The following is a 23,725-nucleotide window of genomic DNA, read 5'->3' on the forward strand; positions in this document are numbered from 1 at the left end:
TTGCGTGGTTTTCGATTATATCGTCGTGGGTGGTGGCTCCTCTGGATGCGTGATGGCGAGCAGGCTCTCCGCCTATGGCGCTCGCGTGCTGCTCATTGAAGCTGGCCCTGATACGCCGCCGAATGCCATTCCTGACGACATCCAGGATGGCGACCCAACGCGTGCTTACCTTAATCCCGGTTATCGATGGCAGTCACTCCACGCGACAACGGTGCGAGGTGGCCGCAAGCCTGTCCATTACGAACAGGCGCGCGTCATGGGTGGCGGCTCCAGCATCAATGCCCAAGTCGCCAACCGCGGCGGGCCCGGAGATTACGATGAGTGGGCCTCAAGCGGTGCAACGGGCTGGGGTTGGGAAGACGTGCTGCCCTACTTCCGTCGTCTAGAATGCGATTTGGATTTCGGCGGGGAATTTCATGGCACGAACGGCCCCTTGCCAATCAAACGTGTGCGCCAATCAGACTGGTCGGGCTTCATCCGGGCAATCTCCGATGCTTACGATGCTTTGGGGCTTCATTTCAGGCCAGACTTCAATGGTGCATTCGGTGATGGCTATTCAGTTGTCCCATTGACCAACCGCAATGGTCATCGGGTCTCCTCCGCGATGGCGTACTTACCCGAAACCGTCCGCTCTCGCCGCAATCTAACGATTTTATCCGAAACGACAGTTGCGCGGCCGACCTTTGTGGGAACAACGGTAACGGGGGTCAAGACGGAGAACAAATCGGGCGAGCAATCGTATAGCGCTTCTTGCGTTATCCTGTGCGCAGGAGCACTCCATTCACCCGCCATATTGATGCGCTCCGGGATCGGCCCCGCGAAGGAATTAGTACAATTCGGAATCCCTATCGTTGCAGATTTGAAAGGTGTGGGCCAGAATCTTCAGGAACACCCCACGATTTGCGTTTCGGCCTATTTGAAGCCGGCCGATCGCTTGTCACCCGGCGTGAGCGAATATATTCAGATGCACGCCCGCTACTCGTCGGGTTACGAAGGCTGCCCGTCGACCGATATGGCAATATCGACTGTTGCCAAATCATCCTGGCACCCGCTGGGGAGGCGCCTCGGCACTCTCGCCGTGTGGGTCAATCGCAGCTACTCGACGGGAACTGTGGCGCTCAAGGGTAGTTCGCATAAAATAGAGCCGGAGGTCGATTTCAACTGGTTGAGCGACAAGCGGGACGCCGAGCGCCTCAAGCAGGGCTTTCGCTTCATAGTCCGCCTGCTGCAGCAAGATTCGCTGTCCTCTGTGGCGCTGGACCCGTTTCCGTCAGCGTTGAATGCGCGAGCGAAGCTGGTGAGCAAGGTCACAAGCACAAACTATGCACTCACGTCATTTCTGGCGCTGCTCATGGACGCGTCGCCGCGGCTGCGCCGTGGGCTGATTAGGCGCGTCATAACGGATGGGGATAGCATTTCCGATCTCGTCAACGACGAGAAACATCTGGATCGGTATATTCGCCAGAACGTCATCCCAAGTTGGCATCCGACGTCGACCTGCAGGATGGGGGCAGCCGCGGATCCTGGCGCTGTGACCGATCCGTCGGGACGCGTTCATGGTATTTTGGGTTTGAGGATCGCCGACGCTTCCGTCATGCCATTTTGCCCTCGGGCGAACACAAACATTCCGACGATTATGGTGGCTGAGAAATTGGCCGACACAACCTTGAGAGACGGCAGACGGAGCTAAATCGCTGCCTGCTTTGCTGCTCGGCTAGTCGTCTCGTCGAGACGGCGGATAACGTCGACAAGCGCTTCCTCAGCTCATGTGCTCCTTGGTGCCGCCAGGCAGAACGCCGAACCCGATGTAGATGGCTTTTTTGCGAACGAAGTCTTCGTCCCTGAGCTTGACCGCTCGACCCGGATAGCGTCGAAAAAGACTATGGGATAGGAAAATTTCGAGCGGTCGGTTTCTGCCATTCGGCCATCGTCCGGGACGGCGTGTGTGATGGACGAGCTCAGGTAGCTGGCGATACCTCGCGTCATAGAGCTCTTCGAGATGGCCGATCCTGCCATGAAACCCGGAGGTCGGCGCTGGTCTGGATTGAGCCTGGAAGTCATAAAGCAATTCAGAATTGTAAATCGCTCTTAGTATCTTGGCCGTGATAATGTTAAACTAACCGCGACGGATGTAACAATATATACAACTATATTAACATACAAATCGTTGTTATCTTCACCAGGAAGCGCTAGAGATCAATTGCTAAGACGGAATCACCGCCCAGCCATCGGCTTAGCCTTAGAATGGGACATCATGTCGACTTTCGTTATTATTGGAAGAGACGGCGCGTTGCCCACATCCAAGGAACTGTCGACTTTGAGAGCCGCGGCAAACACTAATCAACTTAAGCGCCCAAAAAGGGGATTGACTATGACCACGCTGCCGAAAATTTCACTTTCGAAATTGAGAGACGATGCAACGCGACGTGACGAGCGCCAGCGCCTGCAAATGGCATGCCAGGAATACGGGTTCTTCTACCTTGTCGAGCACGGCATCCCCGGGGAACAGATCGCGCAAGCCATTGAGGCTTCCCGGCGATTCTTCGCATTGCCACAGTCGGTTAAGGAACGCTACGGGCACGCCTTTCAGGACGTGTACCCCACTGCCGCCCGTGGATACAGTCCTTTACACGGCGAAATGCTACATCCTGAGGCCGGCTTCGATCCAAAGGAGGTATTCGACCTCGGAATTGAGAACGAAGGCGACCGGCGTCCGTTCTCCGGCCGCACGCGCCTTCCGGATGAAGCCTTGGCTCCTGGCTTCGCAAGAAACCTGCTTGCTTTGCAGGCTACCGTGCTCGCCGGGATTGTCCCCCAGATCGGGGATGCGCTGGCGGACCTGATAGGTATGGAAGAGGCATGGTTCCAACGCCATTTCAGCACGCCGACGCTTGGGCAACGCGTGATACGGTATCCAGCTCGCGGCGGCACTTGCGCAAAGCACACGGATCATGGCTTCTTCACGCTGCTGCTGCAAGAGGAACTCCCCCTGCGTTCCTTGCAGGTGTGGTTCCGCGGTCGATGGATGCCGGTGCCGAGCCTGCCCGATAGTCTCGTAGTCAATCTGGGCGACCTCCTTCAGGTCTTGAGCGACGGCCGCTTCAAGAGTACGCCCCACCAGGTCGTGCATAGTGGTCCGACTGATCGAATTTCGCTGCCCTTCTTTATTTATCCCGAGATCGACGCTCGCCTGACTTCGCGACAAGGGCAGCAAGTTAGTGTTGTAGAAATGATGCTGCGCAACGTTGAGTCAATATGGGTGACTGGGAATGGCGCCGGACGCGCGCGCGAACTGCAATGATTGTCTGCTTTTCTAAAGCATGCGCAATTATGGCGCCGACGCGGTGCAGATCTCCGTGGTAAGCTGGAAGAACTCTCGCATCCGCTAGATTGTCCCGCCGTCGCGCGTGTAGCGCGGCGGTCGGAAGCCCGCTTCGGGATGAATGCACCTATGGTGTCAGATTGTTTGCATCGTGTGGTCGCAGGGAAAGATCGCACTAGATCTGCACCGCTGTCGCAAACGTGCTGCGGGAAAACCTGAGGGAACTTGATCCCATGATAACGCTCGCCCAACTCGCGCTTGACGTATCGCGAACCGAGCTCCCGGGAACCAGTTCCAGCGCGACCACGACGCCGTCACAGGCGGAAAGATCTTATAACACCCGGCGGTCGCGTGCTGCACGTCTTGCGGGCCGGTGGCAGTTATCGCAAGCCGTCAACCTTTCAGGCCGAACACCTCGCGCCCTGGAGCCCATTCTCAGCCGGAGCCCGCCCCTCATGGAGATTCGTCTCGCAGGCACTGCCGACCGCGATGCATGGCGGTCCCTTTGGTACGCATATTGCGCCGACCAAGGTCTCAATTCATCAGAACAGGCGACAGATAGGATCTGGCGGCGCATCGAGCGCCCAGACGAACCGATTAACGCGCTGATCGCGGTCTCAGCAACTGGCGTTACCATAGGTTTTGCTACCTTTGTCATTCACCCGTATACTCTTAGCGATCGTCCGGTCTGTTTTCTCGCAGATCTCTATGTCGACGAGTCTTCGCGGCGCCAGGGGATTGGCCAAGCCATGCTCACGAATCTGGCCTCCTACGGTCGCGACCAAGGCTGGCTGAGAATCTATTGGAATACGGACAGATCAAATTATCATGCGCGGGCGCTCTATGACAAGATCGGTAAATTGAGTCCATACCTTACCTACTACTATGACCTGTAGACTTGCTCTGAGGTCGTAACGAAAGCGCATTGACCTGCCCCAGTCTTTTAAACAGTGGCGAGTAGACTAGAGGTGCAGCCATTTATGTTGCGCACATGGGCTTGCAGCGGAATGTATTTTCGGCGCGATGATCCATTGATCAGGCAAGGACCGTGTTCGAGGTAAACTCCGTGCGGTGGTCTGCGACGATCATGCCGGGCTTGCCGCGCTGGGCGATCAGGTCGTCAGTTCGCGAGCAACGCGGCGACCAGAGATCTGTGTCCGGAATCGCGTAAGGCATTCGCGCGTCACGTCGTCGACGAGTTGATCGGCCGCAGGAGAACTGGTCGTACAGCGACCAGCGTGCGTTCGGCTTCGCCTCGACACGGATCGGCCCCGCATGCCGACCGCCGCTCGCCGTCCGCACTTCAACAAGGTAGGCGACATCTCGTCGACCGGCAAGATCTATTCCGGACGTCCGCGCTGTCGTTATGACAAGCCATATTCTAATTTAGATCTCAAAAATCTTCCGGGGAGCAGTGGTCAGTACCTCGACGCCGGAGTCTGTGACACGGAACGTTTCGCTGATGACGTATCCAAAATCCTCCTCGATCCAATTACCTAACATCAGGTGAAAGGTCATGTTTGGTAGCAACTCTGTCATATCGCCATCCTTAAGGCTTGCGGTCGGCTCCAACCAACCAATGCCGTGTGCATAGCCGCAACGCGTCTCCTTTTTGAGGCCCCGCTTCTCGATGCTGCGATTGAAGGCGTTGGCAACATCGCTGCAAGTCGCTCCTGGCCGTATCGCATCAAGAGCGACCTCAAGGCCGGCGACTTGGATCTCATGCACGCGACGTAGACGATCGGAGGGTGAGCCGATCGTGTAAGTGCGCATAAGCCCAGCACAGTAACCATATCGCGCACCGCCGATTTCGAGATTCACCTGCGATCCATAGCGAAAAACGTCCTCGCTCCACGGAATGTGGCACGTTCCCGTTCGCGGTGATGAACACAAACTTATTCCCTCGATCCCGCTTCCTGGCTTACCGTTTGCGCCGCGCACCAACGTTGCCACAATTTCCGCGCACGCGTCTGCTTCACGCACCCCGGGGCGTATTACCTCAGCAGCGCGTCGAATCGCGGCGTCTGAGATTGCCGCCGCCTCCCGCATTACAGCTATCTCGAGATCTGACTTGATGAGCCTTTTCCAAGTGACCGCCTTAGTAGCATCGACGATCGTGGCACCAGGCAGGCGCATCCTAAACTTTTTCGCCGATTGCGATGGAAGGCAGCATAGCTCGATTCCTATGCCTCGACTCGCGAGGCCGACGTCCTCCAAGTAATCGACTACCGCGTCATAGCCATCCTTGTCAGGATTTCCAATATACGCTTCGGGGTATGCGACGATTTTGTCGCGCTCCATAAAACATTGATGAATGGCTGCCGGCGCATCACAGCGGCGCAGAATGAACGTCGGTTCCTCTTCTCGTATCGAAACCACAACGGCCTGAGGAACATAGGCTGATAGCGCGGTGTACCCCGTGAGATAGGTAATGTTATGTTGGTCGGAAACGACGAGCGCGTCGATATCGCACCGACCCATTTCGAACTTCACCGAGCCGAGCCGGCGAAGGTATTCACTTCTAGGGAATGCCTGGGGTCCCTTGGATATATTCATAAGTTTGAACTCCAGCTATGCTTTTGACAACAAGGCGAGCTATTGCGGGTAAGAGTTCTTATGCTGGCGACGGATCACCTCTCAGTTGGGGGGGAGTCGTGGGGCTGCAGATCGCTCCTGTTCGCCCGACGGCGGTGTGATAGACCAAGCGATTAAGTCGACAGCTCGTTGGAGTATCGCTTCGGTCTGAGCAAGGCTGGGTGAAACGGCGACGACATGTCCTATCCAGTCTCGAAAATCGCCTTTCCTGAAGATCGGCGCGTTGGGTTCAACATACAATTTGATTTCAGCGACACCTGGTACCGCGATCGCCTGACTGCCGCCATCGATCCAATCGAGGGTGCCGTCGCAATCAGCAACTAGGAACCGCGCGGCTGCGGTCTGCAAATGCCTTCTGCGCAAATCCCATTCCTCGCCGACGACAAGCTTGATGTGCTCGGTGACCAGATCGACACCGCTCGCCAGTTGGACCAGTTCAGGCTCAAGCGCACCAGCAAGACGCGGATTCACTTCGATTACAACCGGGCCATGATTAGTCAACCGGAGCTCGATGTTCGTTGGCCCCCAATTAAGGCCAAGAGCTTGCAAGCACCTCAGCGAAACATCAACGATACGGTCATGATCGTCTTCCGCAAGCGGGGCCGGGAAGGTCGTTTCACGGAAGACGAAATGCGGTGGGGGGCCGAAATCAACGGCGACAATCCCAATAACCTCATTGCCCATTATCTCCACGCTATAAAAAGGGCCGCGCGCGAATTCCTCAACCAATATCCTCGGCGAAGACGGCCAGATGTGCTTCCCACCCAACAGATAGGTCGTGTGGTCAGCTAACTCATCGGCGTTGCGGCACAATCGGACACCGATGCTACCGCTGCCGATTGCCGGCTTAACAATTACGGGAAAGCCGATCTCCGCGACAGCGCTTTCTACTTCTGCCACATTCAGCGCCATGCGATAAGCGGGTATCGGAACTCCGGCTTCCGCAAGTAGCTGGCGCTGAGAGAATTTGTCACAGCATCGTTCAATCAATTCGGGGTTGGGTCCCGGTAAGTCGAAATGCCGACATAGTTTGCCAACGGTTGCATAGACCGACTCGTCGATGCCCGAGAAGCCCGTGATACCAGCGATGTCATTGGTCTCACGCAGCCTGGAACATTCGCGAATCAAGGTATCAAGATTGGTTGTATCGACACGGATTGCCTCGCTTCTTTCCGCCGCAAGATACTCGTACTGTGTTGGATCAACTGATAGTGTAATTGGATGAAAGCCAAGACGCCGGGCCGCGTGGATGTATCGTATTCCATTACCTCTTGCATGGCCTTCAACCAGGATGAGAGCTTTCCTTGACATTGGCTGTTCTCCACTCTGCGTTTTTGTCGATAGGTCGTTTTGCCATCGTGGACCTCAGACTTAAAGACAACGATCCAAGGCCAAACATTCCGTGAAATTGGTCGCCTCTACCCGCAGCCGCTGGCTGAAGCTGAAGTTGCCTTTGGCGCAGCAAAATCGTCTTCCCAGATCTGGGCAGAACCGATTGGGCTTGATGGCAACTGACCGAATAGTGGCCGAGTGGGATAATGCACTGTATCGCGTACCAGAGTACTGGGGACGAGTACGCCCTTGACCGGGACCCGGCGCCACGAGCTGTCACCGAAAGGCCCTACTAGGGAGTGAGTTTTAGCGCGTTATCGCCGGGAGAGCCCTCGCGAATCGAGAACGTTATCCTTCCATCGTCGTCTATTGCACCCTCGTAGAACATGTGGTCGCAGATAGAATTATCCCGGTGGAAAGTCAGCACTCGCGGCTTGATCTCCACCATCTGATGCTCCTCGATGTATGCGGAGGAGCAAACGATTATTTCGTCCCCGACCTGACAGGTGCGAGCAGCGGCTCCGTTCAGCACGCAGCAACGAGAACCCCGCTCTCCATAAATCACGTAAGTGCTGATTCGAGCGCCCGATGATTTATTCCAGATTTCAACGAATTCCATTGGAAGGATGCCGGCTTCGTCGCAGTGATCTGGATCCAAAGTTATTGAGCCCCGGTAGTTCAAATTCGCGTCGGTCACAGTTATTCCATGAAGCTTGGCGGCAACAAATTTTCTCATCTACATTTCCTCTCGGCGGTGGGACACTGCGTCGACAAGCGATTGCTGTGTCTTGGTTTCAGGATGGATGGATGGACGTTCTGCGATTTGTCGTATTGTGGTTCTTAGGACAAAATTGATTACTCTGGCGTGGCCAGCACGAGACAGTCAGGCGAAGGCTGGTTGTGGTGGGCGGAGGCATTGCCGGCCGGCTGTCCCCCATTGGTAATGCCATCCGATACAGTTCCGACATGTTCCGTTCCTTTAATTAGTTGTGATTTCAGGTGACTGTGCCAATCGGCCCGTTCAACTGGATCGCACACAAAGTTGCAAACCTCGTGCCAAACTGGCTAATCAGGCCGGAAACAGAAATGCGTGATCTCTTTCAGCTATTTAGGTGAGCAGACCACGGATCGGATCAAGAAGGCACGTCGCGGACGCGACAAAATGTTGAGTGTAGGACGGGTTGAGGTGGCGCCCTTCTGCTGGTGGTCGTGCGGCCGATCTGGGCATCGTTGACTTCTGGCGGCGGGGATGTCGAGGACGCTCGGGTATTGGCTGTTCGGATCTTAGACGCGTGCAGCCTCATGCCTCGAATGCGGCCGTTTTACTTGTCCCAGTCGAGGCCTGCCTAAATGTTTGATCTCAGGTTTTGATGGGGCATCCTTATCTTCCGAATCAAAGGATGCACTATGGGCCAGGTTCTTCATGGGAGCGCCACGACGACAGAGGCGGTCCGTCGGGCGCCCGCTGATCAAGGGTTTGTTTTCAGCGATGGGATGGTCGCGGGGCTTACGCTCCTAAGGACGACCTTAAGAGCCCAGCCTCGCTACCGTGCCATGATCGCGCAAGGCGGCCCTCGCCGGAGGCGTACCCGAGGATCGCCCCTGACCAACAAGGAAAAGCCGGATCGACGCGGTCATGTATCCTCTAAGAGTTGTCATGACGCTTACCTCCTTCAGGTTGTGTGCGTCAAGTTCTGCAAAATGGGGCGGCCACGATGCTGGTCATGCGGCTTGGCGTAGAGCGAGCTTCTTGTGCTCGCGCAGATCGTCCATGTTGATGTAGCGGTTGGCCTCCATCCAGTTCTCGTTGGTCTCGCAGCCAGCGCCCTGACGAGGCGCAGGCAGCTTTCATTGGGGAAGATGCGCATGACATTGGTGCGCCGGCGGATTTCCTCATTGTGCCGTTCAAGCATGTTGGTGCTCTTGAGATGCTTGTGATGCTGGCGCGGCAGGCAAAAGAAGGTCAGCGTGCGCTCGATGGTCTCCTCCACCCAACTCGTCAGTCGCGGATAGCGGCCCGACCATTTGGACAGCCATGCGGCGAGATCGGCCTTGGCCTCGGCGAGATCGCGCCGGTCATTAGAGCCAGCGCAAGTCCTGCAGGCAGTCGGCGCCGTGCTTTCTCGGCAGGTGATCGAGCGCGTTCCTGAGGAAGTGGACGTAGCAGCGCTGCCAGGCGGCTTCGGGGATCACCTCGCCGATCGCCGCGACCAGGCCGGCATGATTGGCGGAGACAACCAGCTCGACGCCCTTGGGGCTGCGCGCCTTCAGCGCGACGAGGAAATCCCTCCAGGCCGAGCGGCTTTCGCGATTGGCCATCTCGACGGCCAGGATCTGGCGCCGGCCGTCCCAGTCGATGCCGACAGCGATCAGCACCGCCTGGCTCATGACGACGCCGGCCTCACGCACCTTCTCTTAGCGCGCATCGAGGATGAGGTAAGGAAACGGCTCTTGAAGGGGGCGCCTGGCAAAGGCAGCGAGGCTCTCGTCCAGCCGCTTGTTGATGGCCGAGATCGACGAGGCCGAGAACGCATGGCCGCACAGCTCTTCCGTGATCGCCTTGACCTTGCGGGTCGACACGCCCTGCACATACATCTCCGCAAGCGTCGCCACCAAGGCCCGCTCCGAACGCTGGTAACGCTCGAGAAGCTCGGTCGAGAAGCGGCCGGCCCGGTCCTGCGGAACCCGCAGCTCAAGCTTGCCGACCCGCGTGACAAGGGTGCGGCCGTAATAACCCGAGCGGTAGCCGAGCCGCTCAGGTGTGCGCTCGCTCTTCGAAGCCCCCAGCGCCTCGTCCATCTCGGCCTCGAGTACCTCCTGCATCACCGCACGGATCACTTCGTGAAGTCCGTCCGGGTCCGAAAGCAGAATGTCTTTGATGGCAGCGCTGCCGGTCTTACTTTCAATCTTGGTCATGGTGGCGTTCCTTCGCGGGAATCGGTGACGTGAACAATCACCAGCCTGCCATGACCGCCCTCTCTCAGCGAATTTGCAGAACTGTCAGCACACACCCTCCTTCATCACAAACCCAACCGAACAACTGGGCAGGTGTTCCAAAAAACGCCGAGTTCCAATAAGGACTCAGGTCCTGGTCCGCTATTGTCACCCCTTCCAAGTCGATGTGTTCGTCACAAATCTTGCGCAATTGAGAAAGGTCGCCCGGGCGTACAACTCTGATTTCCACAGTATTCTCCTGCTTCTCGTTCCGGCACACGTCAGGGGATTTGCTTGCGCAGTTGCCTGATGTGGCAGGTGAGCCAGCCCGCATATTGGCCGTCGTATTGTGGGCCGCGACGCTCACATGTGCGCACCCGATGAAGTGTAGATGTGTTTGTTTCAGGCAATGAGGCGCGTCTTGTGAGCACCGCCACGGTGGACCTGAAATCGCCTCACAGACGCTTGCCCACTGAACACGTCCCCGCCATGACCGGGGACGTGTTAAGGCACATTGCCTTCAGCCTCTGCAGAGGTCAGCGGTCTTGCTGCCGTCCGCAGGTTGTCTTTGCCGTAGCCGTATTTGCCGAATACTGCCATCATTTCGCCAGAGCCAACATAGTCCTGCATACGGCATTGAACGCGTCGACCGCAGCCTGCTCGTTGAGCTCGAAGGCGATAGCAGGATAGTTGGCTGGCGCGATGAACGAATCGGCCAGCTCAAGGCTGTGGTCCTTCTTAACAAGTCCAGTCGCTGTAAAGTAGTCGAGGGCACCGGCGGCGGCGCGACAGCCTGTCCGCCGGCGGTCCGGCGACCTGCATGATTTTGTCGTCGGCGATGCCTGACTTTTTCGCGTCCTGGACCGCGGTGTAGCCTGTATCACTGACGAAGGTGAGTCCCTTGTCACGCACATCCTCATAAGAATGCAGCCCTTCCGGGTTGCCCTTAGGCACCAGCAGTGCGCCTCTCTCCGTAGCGATCGGTTCGCTGAACAGCACGTTGCGGCAGCGCTCCGGCTTGATCCACATGCCGGCCGTGATGAAGTCGAAGCGGCTAGCCTGCAGGCCGGGGACAAGTGAGCCCCATTCGGTTACGACCGGCTCGATTCTATTCTCGTGTTTTTGCGCGACGCACGCAAATGCCAGACAATCCGATCCCCAAATTAATTCCCAGCACCGCAGGTTATTTGGTGTCCGCTTTTTCAACGAGACGCTCCATGAGCGTGCTGTAGGCGACAAAACCGGTGTGAGACCAGAAGGTCTTGCGGCCAGGATTGGTCTCCAGCACGTCGAGGAAAATCCTTGATTTGTTGTGGAAACGAGACCGAATAAGCAGCTCAAGGGTCCTGCAGCCAATCTCCGAACGTCGGTGTTGGCAGCTGACGTAGAATTGCCTCAAAAAGACGCGTTGCCCACTCGGCTCCGCATTGTCTGGCTCCAAACGATGAGTGGCGAGGCCCACAATCTCGCCGTTCTGGCTGAAGAGGTCGACCATCCAAATTTCGCGATTCACCAACTGAATAAACCGCTCCTTGAGTTCTGAAACCGTCATCGGGGTTTCGATGCTTCTCGGCCTCGATCAACTCGCGGTTCAACATTGCCAACTTGTCGAAATCTTCGGCGGCAGCTCTGCGAATCTCAATTGTCTCTGAAGCACTGTGATCCTCTCCTGACCCATGCGACCCACGCAGCGGGCTAGGCAATGCGCTCCTACATGTCCGTGGTGGGTAAAGCCCGTCCGCAGCCAAAAATCCTATGATTAGAGTTGTTCTCGATGACCTCCGATACGGATTCTCTCGCCGGGCTTATTTCGATTTGGTCGAGGTCATTGAATCCTGCATCGCCCGACAGCCGCGCCGTCGGTAGGGATCAGCAAGCGTTCAATTTCCAGATGGTGGCTGCGAGAGGCGGATACCAACGTTTCTCGTCTGAACGTAGCCGTCCAGCGCTTCCTGACCCTTCTCCCTGCCGTAGCCGGACTGGTTTATCCCACCGAACGGTGTTTCCACCCCGCCCACATACCACCCATTCACGTACACTTGACCGGCCCAAAGGCGGTCGGCGGTCCAGAGGGCCCGGTCAATATCCCGCGTGAACACGCCCGCTGCCAGACCGTGAACGGTGTCGTTCGCGAGATTGACGGCCATTCCCGGATTATCGAACGTGGTAACGGCAAGAACAGGACCGAATACTTCTTGCTGGAAGAGATTGCTGTCTCGCGCGACATCGGCAAACACCGTGGCCGCCATAAAGTAACCGCTCCGCTCCGAAAGCGCAGTCCCGCCGGTTACGAGTCGCGCGCCCTGCGAGAGGGCCGTCTGGCAGGCCCGCTCAACTCCTTGTCGTTGGTTTCGGGAGATCAACGGGGTGATGTCGCAGTTTTCGCGTCCTGGACCGACCGACAGTCCTTCGACGCAGACCCTCACTCTTTCCACCAGTTTGTCTGCAATAGAACGTTCCACAATAAGACGTGTAAGGTTGTTGCAATTCTGGCCTGCATTCAGAAAGGTCCCGACGCGTACCGCTTCCACAACGCAGTCGAGGTCGGCATCGGAATACACAACTGCAGCCGACTTTCCGCCCAGTTCCATTATGCAGGGCACGATCCGATCCGCTGCCGTCTTGAGCACCGTCCGCCCAGTAGTAATCGAGCCCGTGAAGACGATGTGGCGAACGTCGGGATGTTCGATCAGCGCCTGGCCTGCCGTTTGGCCGTATCCAGTGAGCACGTTGACCGCTCCGGCAGGCAGCCCCGCTGTCTCACAGGCACGCGCAAGTTCAACTCCGGAAAGGGGAGCTAGTTCCGGCGACTTCACCACGACTGAGTTGCCGGTTGCGATGGCGCAGGCCAGCGAGCGGGCCGTCAGTTCAAGTGGACCATTCCACGGAACGATCTGGGCGGACACGCCGAAGGGACTTCTGACTGTGTAGTTGACCAGGTTGGCCCCGCGCGGGATCGAGCGCCCTTCAAGTTTGTCGGCCAAGCCACCATAGTATCGCAGGTATCTGATGGCGGTCTGAACCTCGCCATCGGCAAGTTCCAATGCCTTCCCCGTCTCCGCGCAGTTAATGGCTGCGATCTCGTCGAAACGCGCTTCAAGGGCGTCGGCAACGCGAAACAACATGCGACCGCGATCATACGGATGCATGTCTATCAGCACGCGGTCGCGAAAAACGCGGTGAGCAGCAGTAACGGCAAGCTCGATGTCTTGGGGTCCTGCTTCAGCTACGACAGCAATCGTTTCGGCGCTCGCCGGGTCATCGACCTCGATGCGTGTGCCGGACACAGAATCCCGCCACTCGCCATCGATATAATTTTTGACTACGTCGTTGCTGGCCATCCAGTCCTCTTTCTTATCGCTCGATTTTCTTCGAATTGGCGCAGCGACAGTGGTCGGCGCCGCAGGAAGAACGGCAACCGTGGTATCGGTCCGGCAGTGAAAGCCCTAGTCTGCCGTTCAGCCGCTCCGAGTTCGCCCACTGCCACATGCCACGGAACGGCCTTCCCGTTCCGTGACTGCGAGCGGCCCGATTTTGGACCTGCTAGTGGCCCGGTGCTTTGTCGGCTAGCGAGCCGCGCCTCCACCGTCGAGGGTAGTCGCTACTGCGCCAATGCTGTCGCGAATGATGGACAGACCACGCCGAAGGTCAGCCTCGGCGATGGTGAGGGCAGTCATGAACTTAAGCACCTCACCGTATGAGCCGGCGATCTCGATCACCAAGCCCCGACGAAAAGCCTCCTGGGAGACCAGACCTGGCAAGGAGTGGTGCTTCGGTGAAACGAGTCCGTACATCAGACCGCGGCCTCGCACGCTCAGGCCGAGGGTGGGGAATTCCTCGGTAATCGCGTTGAGTTCTTGGACCAAGATCGCAGACTTGCGAGCGATCTCATCCTCGAACTTGGAGTCGGACCAGTAAGCTTCGAGGGCCGCACGAGCAGTGACGAAAGCATAGTTGTTGCCTCTGAAGGTCCCGGTGTGTGCGCCCGGGGCCCAGACATCAAGTTCAGGCTTGATGAGAATAAGGGCCATTGGGGTTCCGATCGCCGACAAAGATTTGGACAGGGTAACGATGTCCGGCACAATTGCAGCCGCTTCGAAACTGAAGAAACTGCCCGCGCGACCGACCCCGGCCTGGATGTCATCGAGGATCATCAAGATTCCGTGCCGCGACGTTAGCTCGCGCAGCCGTTGCAGCCAAGTAACGCTCGCAGCATTGATGCCGCCTTCACCTTGGATCCCTTCCAGGATCACCGCGGCAGGTTTGTCGAGGCCACTGTTGGGGTCATTGAGAAGCTTTTCGAAGTAATCGATTGTGTCAACTGACGCCCCCAGGTAGCCTTCGTATGGCAACGATGTCACATGGGCGAGGGGAAACCCGGCAGCGGCCCGGTGCTCCTTGTTTCCCATCGCTGCCAATGCTCCAGCGCTTTCCCCATGGAACGAGTTGGTAAACGAGACGATGTTCGATCTCCCGGTCACCTGGCGAGCCAGTTTTAGACTCGCTTCGACCGCGTTCGTACCTGTGGGGCCGGGAAACTGTAATTTGTATGTCAGACCACGAGGCTTGAGAATGTATCGCTCGAAAGCTTCGATGAAGGCTTTCTTGGCCGTCGTGGCAAGGTCCAGCCCATGCACAATTCCGTCGCGCTCGATATAATCCAGCAGCGCCTTCTTGATGACGGGGTTGTTGTGCCCATAATTCAAAACGCCTGCACCGGCGAAAAAGTCGAGATATTCCCGACCGTCTGCAGCGATGAGAGTGGTCCCGACTCCGCGATCGAATAGGGCGGGGAAGGCGCGGACGTAGCTGCGCACCTCAGACTCCAGGCGATTGAAAACCGCGAGACCTGCATCCATTTCAGGTGCGAATTGCTTGCTCATAGGCGAACTCCTCAATCTGAAGCCTGCAAAGCCAGGCCTCTTCTGCTTTATGAAGTGGCGTGTAGGTGCCGTTGTGAGACAATAGCGCGCTACATTGGGCGCCTTGCGCAAATTCTGAGCGGCGGGATGCAGTAATTATGCGAAATTGCCGGCAGGTTGCATAAGGCCGGCGGTTTGTGTGGCTGCGGTGACGATTTTTCCCAACCACCTCAAGACGGCTGCATTTGATGCAGCAACCGGGGCAGGCGAACCTAGCGCTCGATTCCCTATACACAGATGAGACTCTTGGCAGCGTGAGCCAACGAATGGAAGCCGAAGCGCGGAAATAGAGGTCCCCCCTATCATCATCGTCCAGTCGGCTTAGCGTTTAAGTTCCGAGACGTTTCCTCGGCCGAACTGGGCGCAAGGCCTCGGCTTTTGACCGTCGGCTGCCATTGTCAGTTGGGCGATGGTGGACAGCACTCTTCGGCCAATGGCTATAACTGACGTCGAGGACGATAGCCGACTTTGGTCCCATGCCTGGCCTGATCGTTTGGGCTTCCGTCTGCGCGGGGTTGAGGCTACAGTCGAGTGCATATCGCAGTTTTTCTGCGCAAATTGCAGCTATTCCGGAGAATGACCATGGAATTGGATCGGATAGATCTGAAAATCTTAAGCGCTGTTCAGCGCAACAATCGCCAAACAACGGAAGAATTGGGCCAACTGGCCGGTATATCGCCCACGGCCTGTCAGCGGCGATTGAAGCAGTTGCGACAAATTGGCGTAATTGAGGCTGATGTTGCAATCGTGTCGCCTGAGGCGGTGGGCAGGTCCCTGATGATGCTGGTCTTGGTCGACATTGAGCGCTATCGTTCCGACGTCATCGATCGCTTCAAGCAGTCTCTACAGAAGGCGCCTGAAGTAATGAGCGCGTATGCGGTCACCGGTAACGCCGATTTCGTTCTCCTTCTCTCCGTGCGTGACTTGGCAGAGTACGACGCATTCTCGAGGCGTTTCTTCTTTGATAGCCCGGCTGTTAGAAATTACAGCACGATGATTGTGATGGATCGCACGAAGGTAACCTTGGCGGTGCCAATCGATGTATAGAACGCGCAATCTTACGCGCATTCAACAACTGGTTGATCCGATTCACCGATGACTGGCGCAAGGGTCAGCCGCCTTGCCCGCCGGCCATGATTGGGACGGGAGTTTTCGTACCGCTAAAGCGGCGATGGAGCGCAAGGCGAAGCATCATTCTGCTCCTTACAACGGCCTCGTCAGCGCGATGCTGCAAAAGCACTTCTGGACCTACCGGGCTGCATTCTGATGTATCTCGCGATAGGTTTGTCCCCTTCAGTCGCGATGCGCTTTGTCCACTTAAGTCACGACGCTCCGGCATCGCCTTCAGCCCTGATGGACTGCTGGCAAGGTCATGTTTAAACGTTCCGCCCCGTTGGGAGGCCGCCATAATGCGAATCTCTTAAGAATGCGCTGATTTCCTGCGTCCTGCAAGATAATTGCGCGTTTTTGCTTGCTCGCCGTCTGCTAGATTTTTGCCCGACTCAGACATTTGCGAGTTTGCGTGGTTTTCGATTATATCGTCGTGGGTGGTGGCTCCTCTGGATGCGTGATGGCGAGCAGGCTCTCCGCCTATGGCGCTCGCGTGCTGCTCATTGAAGCTGGCCCTGATACGCCGCCGAATGCCATTCCTGACGACATCCAGGATGGCGACCCAACGCGTGCTTACCTTAATCCCGGTTATCGATGGCAGTCACTCCACGCGACAACGGTGCGAGGTGGCCGCAAGCCTGTCCATTACGAACAGGCGCGCGTCATGGGTGGCGGCTCCAGCATCAATGCCCAAGTCGCCAACCGCGGCGGGCCCGGAGATTACGATGAGTGGGCCTCAAGCGGTGCAACGGGCTGGGGTTGGGAAGACGTGCTGCCCTACTTCCGTCGTCTAGAATGCGATTTGGATTTCGGCGGGGAATTTCATGGCACGAACGGCCCCTTGCCAATCAAACGTGTGCGCCAATCAGACTGGTCGGGCTTCATCCGGGCAATCTCCGATGCTTACGATGCTTTGGGGCTTCATTTCAGGCCAGACTTCAATGGTGCATTCGGTGATGGCTATTCAGTTGTCCCATTGACCAACCGCAATGGTCATCGGGTCTCCTCCGCGATGGCGTACTTACCCGAAACCGTCCGCTCTCGCCGCAATCTAACGATTTTATCCGAAACGACAGTTGCGCGGCTGACCTTTTTGGGAACAACGGTAACGGGGGTCGAGACGGAGAACAAATCGGGCGTGCAATCGTATAGCGCTTCTTGCGTTATCCTGTGCGCAGGAGCACTCCATTCACCCGCCATATTGATGCGCTCCGGGATCGGCCCCGCGAAGGAATTAGTACAATTCGGAATCCCTATCGTTGCAGATTTGAAAGGTGTGGGCCAGAATCTTCAGGAACACCCCACGATTTGCGTTTCGGCCTATTTGAAGCCGGCCGATCGCTTGTCACCCGGCGTGAGCGAATATATTCAGATGCACGCCCGCTACTCGTCGGGTTACGAAGGCTGCCCGTCGACCGATATGGCAATATCGACTGTTGCCAAATCATCCTGGCACCCGCTGGGGAGGCGCCTCGGCACTCTCGCCGTGTGGGTCAATCGCAGCTACTCGACGGGAACTGTGGCGCTCAAGGGTAGTTCGCATAAAATAGAGCCGGAGGTCGATTTCAACTGGTTGAGCGACAAGCGGGACGCCGAGCGCCTCAAGCAGGGCTTTCGCTTCATAGTCCGCCTGCTGCAGCAAGATTCGCTGTCCTCTGTGGCGCTGGACCCGTTTCCGTCAGCGTTGAATGCGCGAGCGAAGCTGGTGAGCAAGGTCACAAGCACAAACTATGCACTCACGTCATTTCTGGCGCTGCTCATGGACGCGTCGCCGCGGCTGCGCCGTGGGCTGATTAGGCGCGTCATAACGGATGGGGATAGCATTTCCGATCTCGTCAACGACGAGAAACATCTGGATCGGTATATTCGCCAGAACGTCATCCCAAGTTGGCATCCGACGTCGACCTGCAGGATGGGGGCAGCCGCGGATCCTGGCGCTGTGACCGATCCGTCGGGACGCGTTCATGGTATTTTGGGTTTGAGGATCGCCGACGCTTCCGTCATGCCATTTTGCCCTCGGGCGAACACAAACATTCCGACGATTATGGTGGCTGAGAAATTGGCCGACACAACCTTGAGAGACGGCAGACGGAGCTAGGCCAGGCGGCATGTACATTCTGCCGGAGCGCTGCCGCAATGTGGTGTTCACCGAGCCGCTTGCTAAGTTCACCGAAGCCCTGCTCATGCCGAATGGCAATCCCAAAAGACCAGCACTCCTTTGACGATATTCGTGATAAGGGCCTAACGCTGGTCACCACCGCCGGTTCCGACACGGTCACGACCGCCAAAGACGCGGGCATTCCGGAGGATCGTGTCATGCAGGTCGCCGGCCAGGCCGAATTCTTGCAGGCAGTGAAGGTCGGCCGCGCGGCGGCGGGGTCGCTAAACTACTTCACGGTAAGGAGCTCGCTGACAAGGTCGACAGCGTTGAAATGGCAGATCCGTTCACCCCGCCGGCTGGGAAGGCCGGCTACCCAAGTCTCGCCTTCCTGCCCAATCAGCAGGCGGTCGATGCCTTCAACGAGGTATTGAATACTTATATCGGCTCCGACCAAATGATGCAGTCGGTCAAAATACGGCTACACCAAAATCAATCTGCCGGACGGCACCAAGACCGGCGACCTGTGCAAGGGTTGAAATCTTGCGGGGAATGCCACCCATGCACCTAAAAGGCTCCCGGCCGCAGTGGCTGGGCGACGACAGAGCAAAGTGACAAGACGCGAGGCTCCGGGGTGCCGATTTCCGGTATTCAGACGAGATAGTTCGGCAACGTGGCATGTGAGGCTGCTACGCTCAGGAGTGAGCAATGGCAGTCCATCTCGCATGTCGCAATGCCGACCTGATGCCCCTCCTTTTGCCGAGGAACCGATGATCACCAAGCATCGCGTATCGGTTGATGGTGTCGAGACATCGTACTGCGAGAACGGAGCTGGTAGGCCGATTGTTTTCCTGCAGGGGGCGGGCTTCCGTGCAGAGGCTAAGAGTTCCTTTGTTCGGCAGCTGAACGGGCTATCCGATCAATTTACGGTAGTAGCGATTGATCAACTCCATTTTGGGGGAACGGATTATCCTGCTGACTGCAAATACATTAACCGGCTCGGTCGTGTGAATCATGTAATTAGCTTCCTCCAACAACTGGGTTTGAAGCAGATCACGCTAGTCGGCCATTCAGAAGGATCATTCGTCGACGCGCGGGTCGCGATCGTGCGTCCCGATCTTGTTTCTAAGCTTGTCCTGCTGACCGCTAACTCCGTGTCGCCGGCGTTCGGAGATGACCGTGACGAAGCTTGGCTGGAGGCCTGCCGGCAGGCTTACGGCTGTTCCGGCCCGATGCCGAGCGAAGAGGAATACATCACCGCACGGCGGAAAAGCTGCCGCGCCCACGGGCAGGATGTGGAATGCGCCGAGCGAGAAGCCTATCGGCGGGCCGCGGCTCGGGGACAATGGGAGATCTGGCAGAGATTGCCGGAAGACGAGACAAACCTGCATCGTTATCCACTGCTGCAGCAGAAGTATATCTTCCCCTACCTTGATCAGCTTCAGGCCCAGACGTTGATCATCTGGTCCAAGAACGACCCTACCGCGACGCCGGAGCAAGGGATCAACCTGGCGAAGCTGATCAGGAATTCAGATTTCCATCTGCTCAATAATGCCGGCGATTCCGTCCAGGTTGATCCGGAGCGAAGCCGTGAACAGACTCATCCGTCAATGGCACGAATGATCAACTGTGACGGGAACAATGCTCGGGCCAGCGTCTCCGAGGCGAATCTCTCAGCGGCGTGTCGCATACGACGAACTTGTGCCCTGCCATGGCAACAAGGGCATAGCCCAGGCGGTGGCGCCCATCCAACCGGGCAGGGCAGGAGTCATGCAAGACGTGGTGTGCCTCAGTTGGCCATACCACAGCTCGCGATTGTTCACTTCCAACGAACCACGGGGATGACGGAAATGTGCGTATGCACCCAAAAATCACCGAATTTCTGCGAATAACTTGCATTTCTCGCACAAAGCACCACAGCTGCGCTGCTACGCTCACGAAGCATGCACAAGTGGCGTAGCAAAGGATCGACTGGAGGAATCTATACCTAAGTGGGGACCCTGCAGCTCACACGATGATGGGAACCGCCGGACTACAAGCTCAACAAATGATGCAATGGTCTTTTCCCGAGGCATATCGGGAGACCATCGGCGATGCGAAAACGGAGGACTAACCAGTGGTCAAGTGGAAACTCGACGAATGCTTTAAGGCTGCAATCTTGAAGAGGATTGCCGCGCTCGGCCTGGCGGCGATGACAATCTCGTCCTTTGCCGGTTCGGCCTCGGCGGAGTCGCTGCTCGATAAGATTAAGAACGGAGAAACGATCCGTCTTGGCTTCACCAATGAGCCTCCCAGTGCCTATCCTGGTGCGAACAACGAGCCGCTTGGCCTGGTCAATGTGATGACACTGGACGTTCTGAGAAAGATGGGAACGACCAAAATCGAGCCGGTCGTAACCGATTGGGGTTCCCTTGTCCCGGGCCTCCAGGCTGGTCGCTTTGACATCATCACGGGCGGCATGTGGATTAAGCCGGAGCGGTGCCGCAACGTCCTGTTCAGCGAACCGATCGCATCGAGCAATGATTCGATGATCGTGCCGAAGGGCAATCCGGAAGCGCTGCATTCCCTCCATGACGCTCAGAAGAAGGGGCTTACCCTGGCCATCATGACGGGTACCACCGCAGTCGAGCAGGCGAAGAAATTAGGTTTCCCTGACGACAAGGTTATGCAGGTCGCCGGACCGCCCGAGGTCGTACAGGCTGTAAAGGCCGGCCGCGCCGCTGCCGGCTCGCTCTATAGTCTGAACGCGACGACTCTTGCCGAGCAGGATCCCAGCATTGAGGTGGCTGACCCGTATACCCCGCCGGGACCGAATGAACATCCCGCCATAGCCTTCCCGCTCAGCGAACAGGCTGCGGTAGACGCGTTCAATGCTGTGTTGAAAGACTATATTGGCTCTGACGAAATGATGGCCGCGGTCGGCAAATATGGTTACACCAAACGCGATCTCCCGGATGGCAGCAAGACCGCTGATCTTTGCAAGGGCTGAAGCTATGCGTCTGACCGCTCCCCGGCCCTTGGCCGGTAGGCGGTCAGTGGGGAGGGCATATGAGTAAGGTCGATCTCAGCTTTATCTTTGCCGTGCTCACCAAGGGCGTCATGACTACGGTCATCGTCACTCTTGGCGCCTGCGTCGTAGCGATCGTCCTTGGGCTTTTCGTGGGCCTGACCCGAGTCTCTCCCCGTCGGCAGTTGCGCTGGTTCAGTATCGCCTACATCGAATTCTTCCGCGGGACGTCCATGCTGGTTCAGCTCTACTGGTGGTTCTTTGTATTGCCGATTTTCGGTATTTTCCTGTCGCCGTGGACTGTCGGAATTTTGGGGATCGGAATGAATGCCTCTGGCTACGCAGCCGAGTATGTCCGCGCCGCCATTCAGGCCGTTGATAGGGGCCAGTATGAGGCATCTACAGCGCTCAATTTTTCGCGGCTCACCATGATGCGGCGTATTATCCTCCCACAGGCAATGCGCGCCATGCTGCCGACCTGGGGTAACATGCTCATCGATGTGCTTAAGGGTAGCTCGCTCGTCTTCTTCATCACCATTCCCGAATTTACTAGCGCCGCCAAGCAGGCGGCCGACGCAACTGGCGATTATATGCTGTTCTTTGCGGTTGCACTATTCGGTTATTACATCATCGCGCGCGCCCTCATCACTCCTTTCGTGCGCTGGCTGGAACGCCGCGTCTCGCGCGGTTTCGTTCGGGAGCAGGTGGCTTGAAGATCTGGGATTGGTCTTACGTATGGGAGGCTTTCCCATATCTCTATCAGGGAGCGATCGTCACCATTGAGGCTACGCTGCTCGGGTTTGCGATCGCGCTGATATTGGGTCTTGTCTTCGCGATGATTCGCCAGTCGCCAAACCGCTACGTCTCGACCACCATGGCGGAGATCGTGGAGTTTATCCGTTCAACGCCCTTGCTGCTGCAGTTGTTCTTTGTCTATTTCGTTGGTCCGCAGATCGGAATCTTCATTCCTGCCTGGACGGCGGGAGTTGGCGTGCTGGGGATCCACTATGCAGCCTATTGTTCCGAAGTCTTCCGCGGCGGCATCGAGAATGTGGATGGCGGCCAGTGGGAGGCCTGTACGGCACTAAACCTTTCGCGAACGCGGACCTGGCGAACAATCATTCTGCCGCAGGCGATCCCGCCCATGGTGCCAGCTCTGGGCAATTACTTCATCGGCATGTTCAAGGACACGCCGGTCCTGGCGGCAATCTCGATCTTCGAGATGCTGCAGCAGGCGAAAAATTTCGGGGGCAATAACTATCGATACATAGAAGCGATCACTATGTGCGGCTTCTTCTACTACGTGTTCAGCTTGGTTGCTTCCGCTATCGTGCAGTCGGTCCGCGTCTGGCTCAACCGCCGCTACCATCTGCAATAGGGAGGCCTTATACTATGAGCGAATTTGTGCTTCGCTTCGAGGACGATCTCACGAAGCGCCCTAGGGCATCAGCCAGGCGGGACGAGCTTGACCTCGATATCAGGCGCAGCGAAAAAGTCATGAACGAACCCATAGTTCGCTTCGAGAACGTCACAAAGCGCTACGGCGCGTTGACGGTGCTGGACGAACTCAATCTCGAGATCGCACGCAACGAGAAGGTGTCCATCATTGGTCCGTCCGGCTCGGGCAAGACCACCGTTCTGCGCATGCTGATGACGCTTGAGCACATCAACGGGGGGGTGATATGGGTCGACGGTGAACCGTTGACGCATACGCAGAAGAACGGCCAAATAGTGCCGGCGAGCGAGCGTCATCTCCGTCGCGTGCGTGCCAAGATCGGTATGGTGTTCCAGCACTTTAACCTGTTCCCGCATATGACTGCTCTGCAGAACTGCATGGAGGCGCCGATCTCCGTCCTTGGGCTCTCGAAGAAGGAGGCGGAGGCCCGAGCGGCAGAGCTGCTCGACTTGGTGGGCCTCGGCGACAAGAAGAACCATTTCCCGATCCAGCTTTCCGGGGGCCAGAAGCAACGCGTGGCGATCGCTCGGGCGTTGGCCATGCGGCCCAAGGTGATGCTGTTTGACGAGGTGACATCAGCGCTTGACCCGGAACTGGTTGGAGAGGTGCTCAACGTCATCCGCAAGCTCAGCGCCGAACATGACCTCACAATGCTGATGGTCACGCACCAGATGGGCTTTGCCAAGGAGTTCTCCGATCGCGTGTGCTTCTTTTCTGGCGGTAAGATTGTCGAGCAAGGCCCGCCCAGCCAGCTTTTAGGCAATCCGCAAAACGAGCGAACGCAGCAGTTTCTCAATGCGGTGCTGGAGACGAGGTGAGTTGCGGGTTGTGCCGCTAGTTGAGTTATCCCGTGGGTGGCTTCCGGGCAGGAACTGGTCCGTTCGGAGCAGGCTGCCCTGCGACGAACCTACGCGCGGTTTTTCAGGGCCGGGTTGATGTCGAGGTTACT

General features: G+C 57.2%; 17 protein-coding genes and 3 pseudogenes. 10 read left to right on the forward strand and 10 right to left on the reverse strand.

What is annotated here, in order from left to right:
* Positions 1 to 4: 4 nt before the first annotated feature.
* Positions 5 to 1,690: a GMC family oxidoreductase gene (locus tag EOA16_RS15685; protein WP_127259210.1), complete on the forward strand. Its 1,686-nt coding sequence runs from the start codon at positions 5 to 7 to the stop codon at positions 1,688 to 1,690.
* An 81-nt stretch (positions 1,691 to 1,771) separates the two neighbouring features.
* Here EOA16_RS15685 and EOA16_RS33155 read toward each other — a convergent pair.
* Positions 1,772 to 1,915: pseudogene (locus EOA16_RS33155) on the reverse strand (transposase); the annotation flags it as partial.
* 456 nt (positions 1,916 to 2,371) lie between these two features.
* Here EOA16_RS33155 and EOA16_RS15690 point away from each other — a divergent pair.
* Both EOA16_RS15690 and EOA16_RS15695 read left to right on the forward strand, forming a co-directional pair.
* Positions 2,372 to 3,301, forward strand: coding sequence for a 2-oxoglutarate and iron-dependent oxygenase domain-containing protein (locus tag EOA16_RS15690; protein WP_063170383.1), 930 nt, complete (start codon positions 2,372 to 2,374; stop codon positions 3,299 to 3,301).
* 476 nt (positions 3,302 to 3,777) lie between these two features.
* Complete coding sequence (locus EOA16_RS15695) at positions 3,778 to 4,218, forward strand: GNAT family N-acetyltransferase (protein ID WP_158515807.1); 441 nt, start codon at positions 3,778 to 3,780, stop codon at positions 4,216 to 4,218.
* Between the two features lie 142 nt (positions 4,219 to 4,360).
* Here the strand turns inward: EOA16_RS15695 and EOA16_RS15700 are convergent.
* The 9 genes and pseudogenes from EOA16_RS15700 to ectB all read right to left on the reverse strand — a co-directional run.
* A pseudogene (locus EOA16_RS15700) lies at positions 4,361 to 4,591 on the reverse strand (IS3 family transposase); the annotation flags it as partial.
* 117 nt (positions 4,592 to 4,708) lie between these two features.
* Complete coding sequence (locus EOA16_RS15705) at positions 4,709 to 5,878, reverse strand: Xaa-Pro peptidase family protein (RefSeq protein ID WP_063169356.1); 1,170 nt, start codon at positions 5,876 to 5,878, stop codon at positions 4,709 to 4,711.
* A gap of 81 nt (positions 5,879 to 5,959) precedes the next feature.
* Positions 5,960 to 7,228 (reverse strand): acetyl-CoA carboxylase biotin carboxylase subunit family protein, encoded by a 1,269-nt coding sequence (locus EOA16_RS15710; protein ID WP_082826583.1) that lies wholly within the window; start codon positions 7,226 to 7,228, stop codon positions 5,960 to 5,962.
* A gap of 313 nt (positions 7,229 to 7,541) precedes the next feature.
* Positions 7,542 to 7,985 (reverse strand): aspartate 1-decarboxylase, encoded by a 444-nt coding sequence (gene panD / locus EOA16_RS15715; protein ID WP_063169354.1) that lies wholly within the window; start codon positions 7,983 to 7,985, stop codon positions 7,542 to 7,544.
* Between the two features lie 986 nt (positions 7,986 to 8,971).
* A pseudogene (locus EOA16_RS15720) lies at positions 8,972 to 10,165 on the reverse strand (IS256 family transposase).
* Between the two features lie 756 nt (positions 10,166 to 10,921).
* On the reverse strand, positions 10,922 to 11,389 hold the full coding sequence (locus EOA16_RS33160; protein WP_224571101.1) for a transporter substrate-binding domain-containing protein: 468 nt from the start codon (positions 11,387 to 11,389) through the stop codon (positions 10,922 to 10,924).
* Complete coding sequence (locus EOA16_RS15730) at positions 11,367 to 11,735, reverse strand: GNAT family N-acetyltransferase (protein WP_063169352.1); 369 nt, start codon at positions 11,733 to 11,735, stop codon at positions 11,367 to 11,369. Before EOA16_RS15730 ends, EOA16_RS33160 begins: the two co-directional genes overlap by 23 nt.
* Positions 11,736 to 12,063: 328 nt before the next feature.
* Positions 12,064 to 13,524 (reverse strand): aldehyde dehydrogenase family protein, encoded by a 1,461-nt coding sequence (locus tag EOA16_RS15735; protein WP_063169351.1) that lies wholly within the window; start codon positions 13,522 to 13,524, stop codon positions 12,064 to 12,066.
* A gap of 225 nt (positions 13,525 to 13,749) precedes the next feature.
* The gene (ectB, locus tag EOA16_RS15740; protein ID WP_063169350.1) at positions 13,750 to 15,066 is read right to left on the reverse strand and encodes a diaminobutyrate--2-oxoglutarate transaminase; all 1,317 of its coding nucleotides are present in this window, start codon (positions 15,064 to 15,066) and stop codon (positions 13,750 to 13,752) included.
* A gap of 621 nt (positions 15,067 to 15,687) precedes the next feature.
* Between ectB and EOA16_RS15745 the strand changes: the two genes are divergently transcribed.
* From EOA16_RS15745 to ehuA, 7 genes are all read left to right on the forward strand, one after another.
* Positions 15,688 to 16,152, forward strand: coding sequence for an Lrp/AsnC family transcriptional regulator (locus EOA16_RS15745; RefSeq protein ID WP_063169349.1), 465 nt, complete (start codon positions 15,688 to 15,690; stop codon positions 16,150 to 16,152).
* Positions 16,153 to 16,627: 475 nt separating this feature from the next.
* A complete protein-coding gene (locus EOA16_RS15750) occupies positions 16,628 to 18,313 on the forward strand; it encodes a GMC family oxidoreductase N-terminal domain-containing protein (RefSeq protein ID WP_063169348.1) in 1,686 nt (561 codons plus the stop codon).
* A 770-nt stretch (positions 18,314 to 19,083) separates the two neighbouring features.
* Positions 19,084 to 20,205, forward strand: coding sequence for an alpha/beta hydrolase (locus tag EOA16_RS15760; RefSeq protein WP_063169347.1), 1,122 nt, complete (start codon positions 19,084 to 19,086; stop codon positions 20,203 to 20,205).
* Between the two features lie 224 nt (positions 20,206 to 20,429).
* Positions 20,430 to 21,302, forward strand: a complete 873-nt coding sequence (gene ehuB / locus EOA16_RS15765; protein ID WP_082826582.1) for an ectoine/hydroxyectoine ABC transporter substrate-binding protein EhuB — start codon at positions 20,430 to 20,432, stop codon at positions 21,300 to 21,302.
* Between the two features lie 59 nt (positions 21,303 to 21,361).
* A complete protein-coding gene (ehuC, locus tag EOA16_RS15770) occupies positions 21,362 to 22,033 on the forward strand; it encodes an ectoine/hydroxyectoine ABC transporter permease subunit EhuC (protein WP_063169346.1) in 672 nt (223 codons plus the stop codon).
* Positions 22,030 to 22,698, forward strand: coding sequence for an ectoine/hydroxyectoine ABC transporter permease subunit EhuD (gene ehuD / locus EOA16_RS15775; protein ID WP_063169345.1), 669 nt, complete (start codon positions 22,030 to 22,032; stop codon positions 22,696 to 22,698). The genes ehuC and ehuD overlap by 4 nt, the downstream gene beginning before the upstream one ends.
* A 119-nt stretch (positions 22,699 to 22,817) precedes the next feature.
* Positions 22,818 to 23,594 carry an ectoine/hydroxyectoine ABC transporter ATP-binding protein EhuA gene (ehuA, locus tag EOA16_RS15780; protein ID WP_063170381.1) on the forward strand — a complete coding sequence of 259 codons (777 nt, stop codon included), beginning with the start codon at positions 22,818 to 22,820 and terminating at the stop codon, positions 23,592 to 23,594.
* Positions 23,595 to 23,725: the final 131 nt, after the last annotated feature.

It is taken from the genome of Mesorhizobium sp. M7A.F.Ca.US.008.03.1.1 (assembly GCF_003997495.1).
GTDB lineage: Bacteria > Pseudomonadota > Alphaproteobacteria > Rhizobiales > Rhizobiaceae > Mesorhizobium.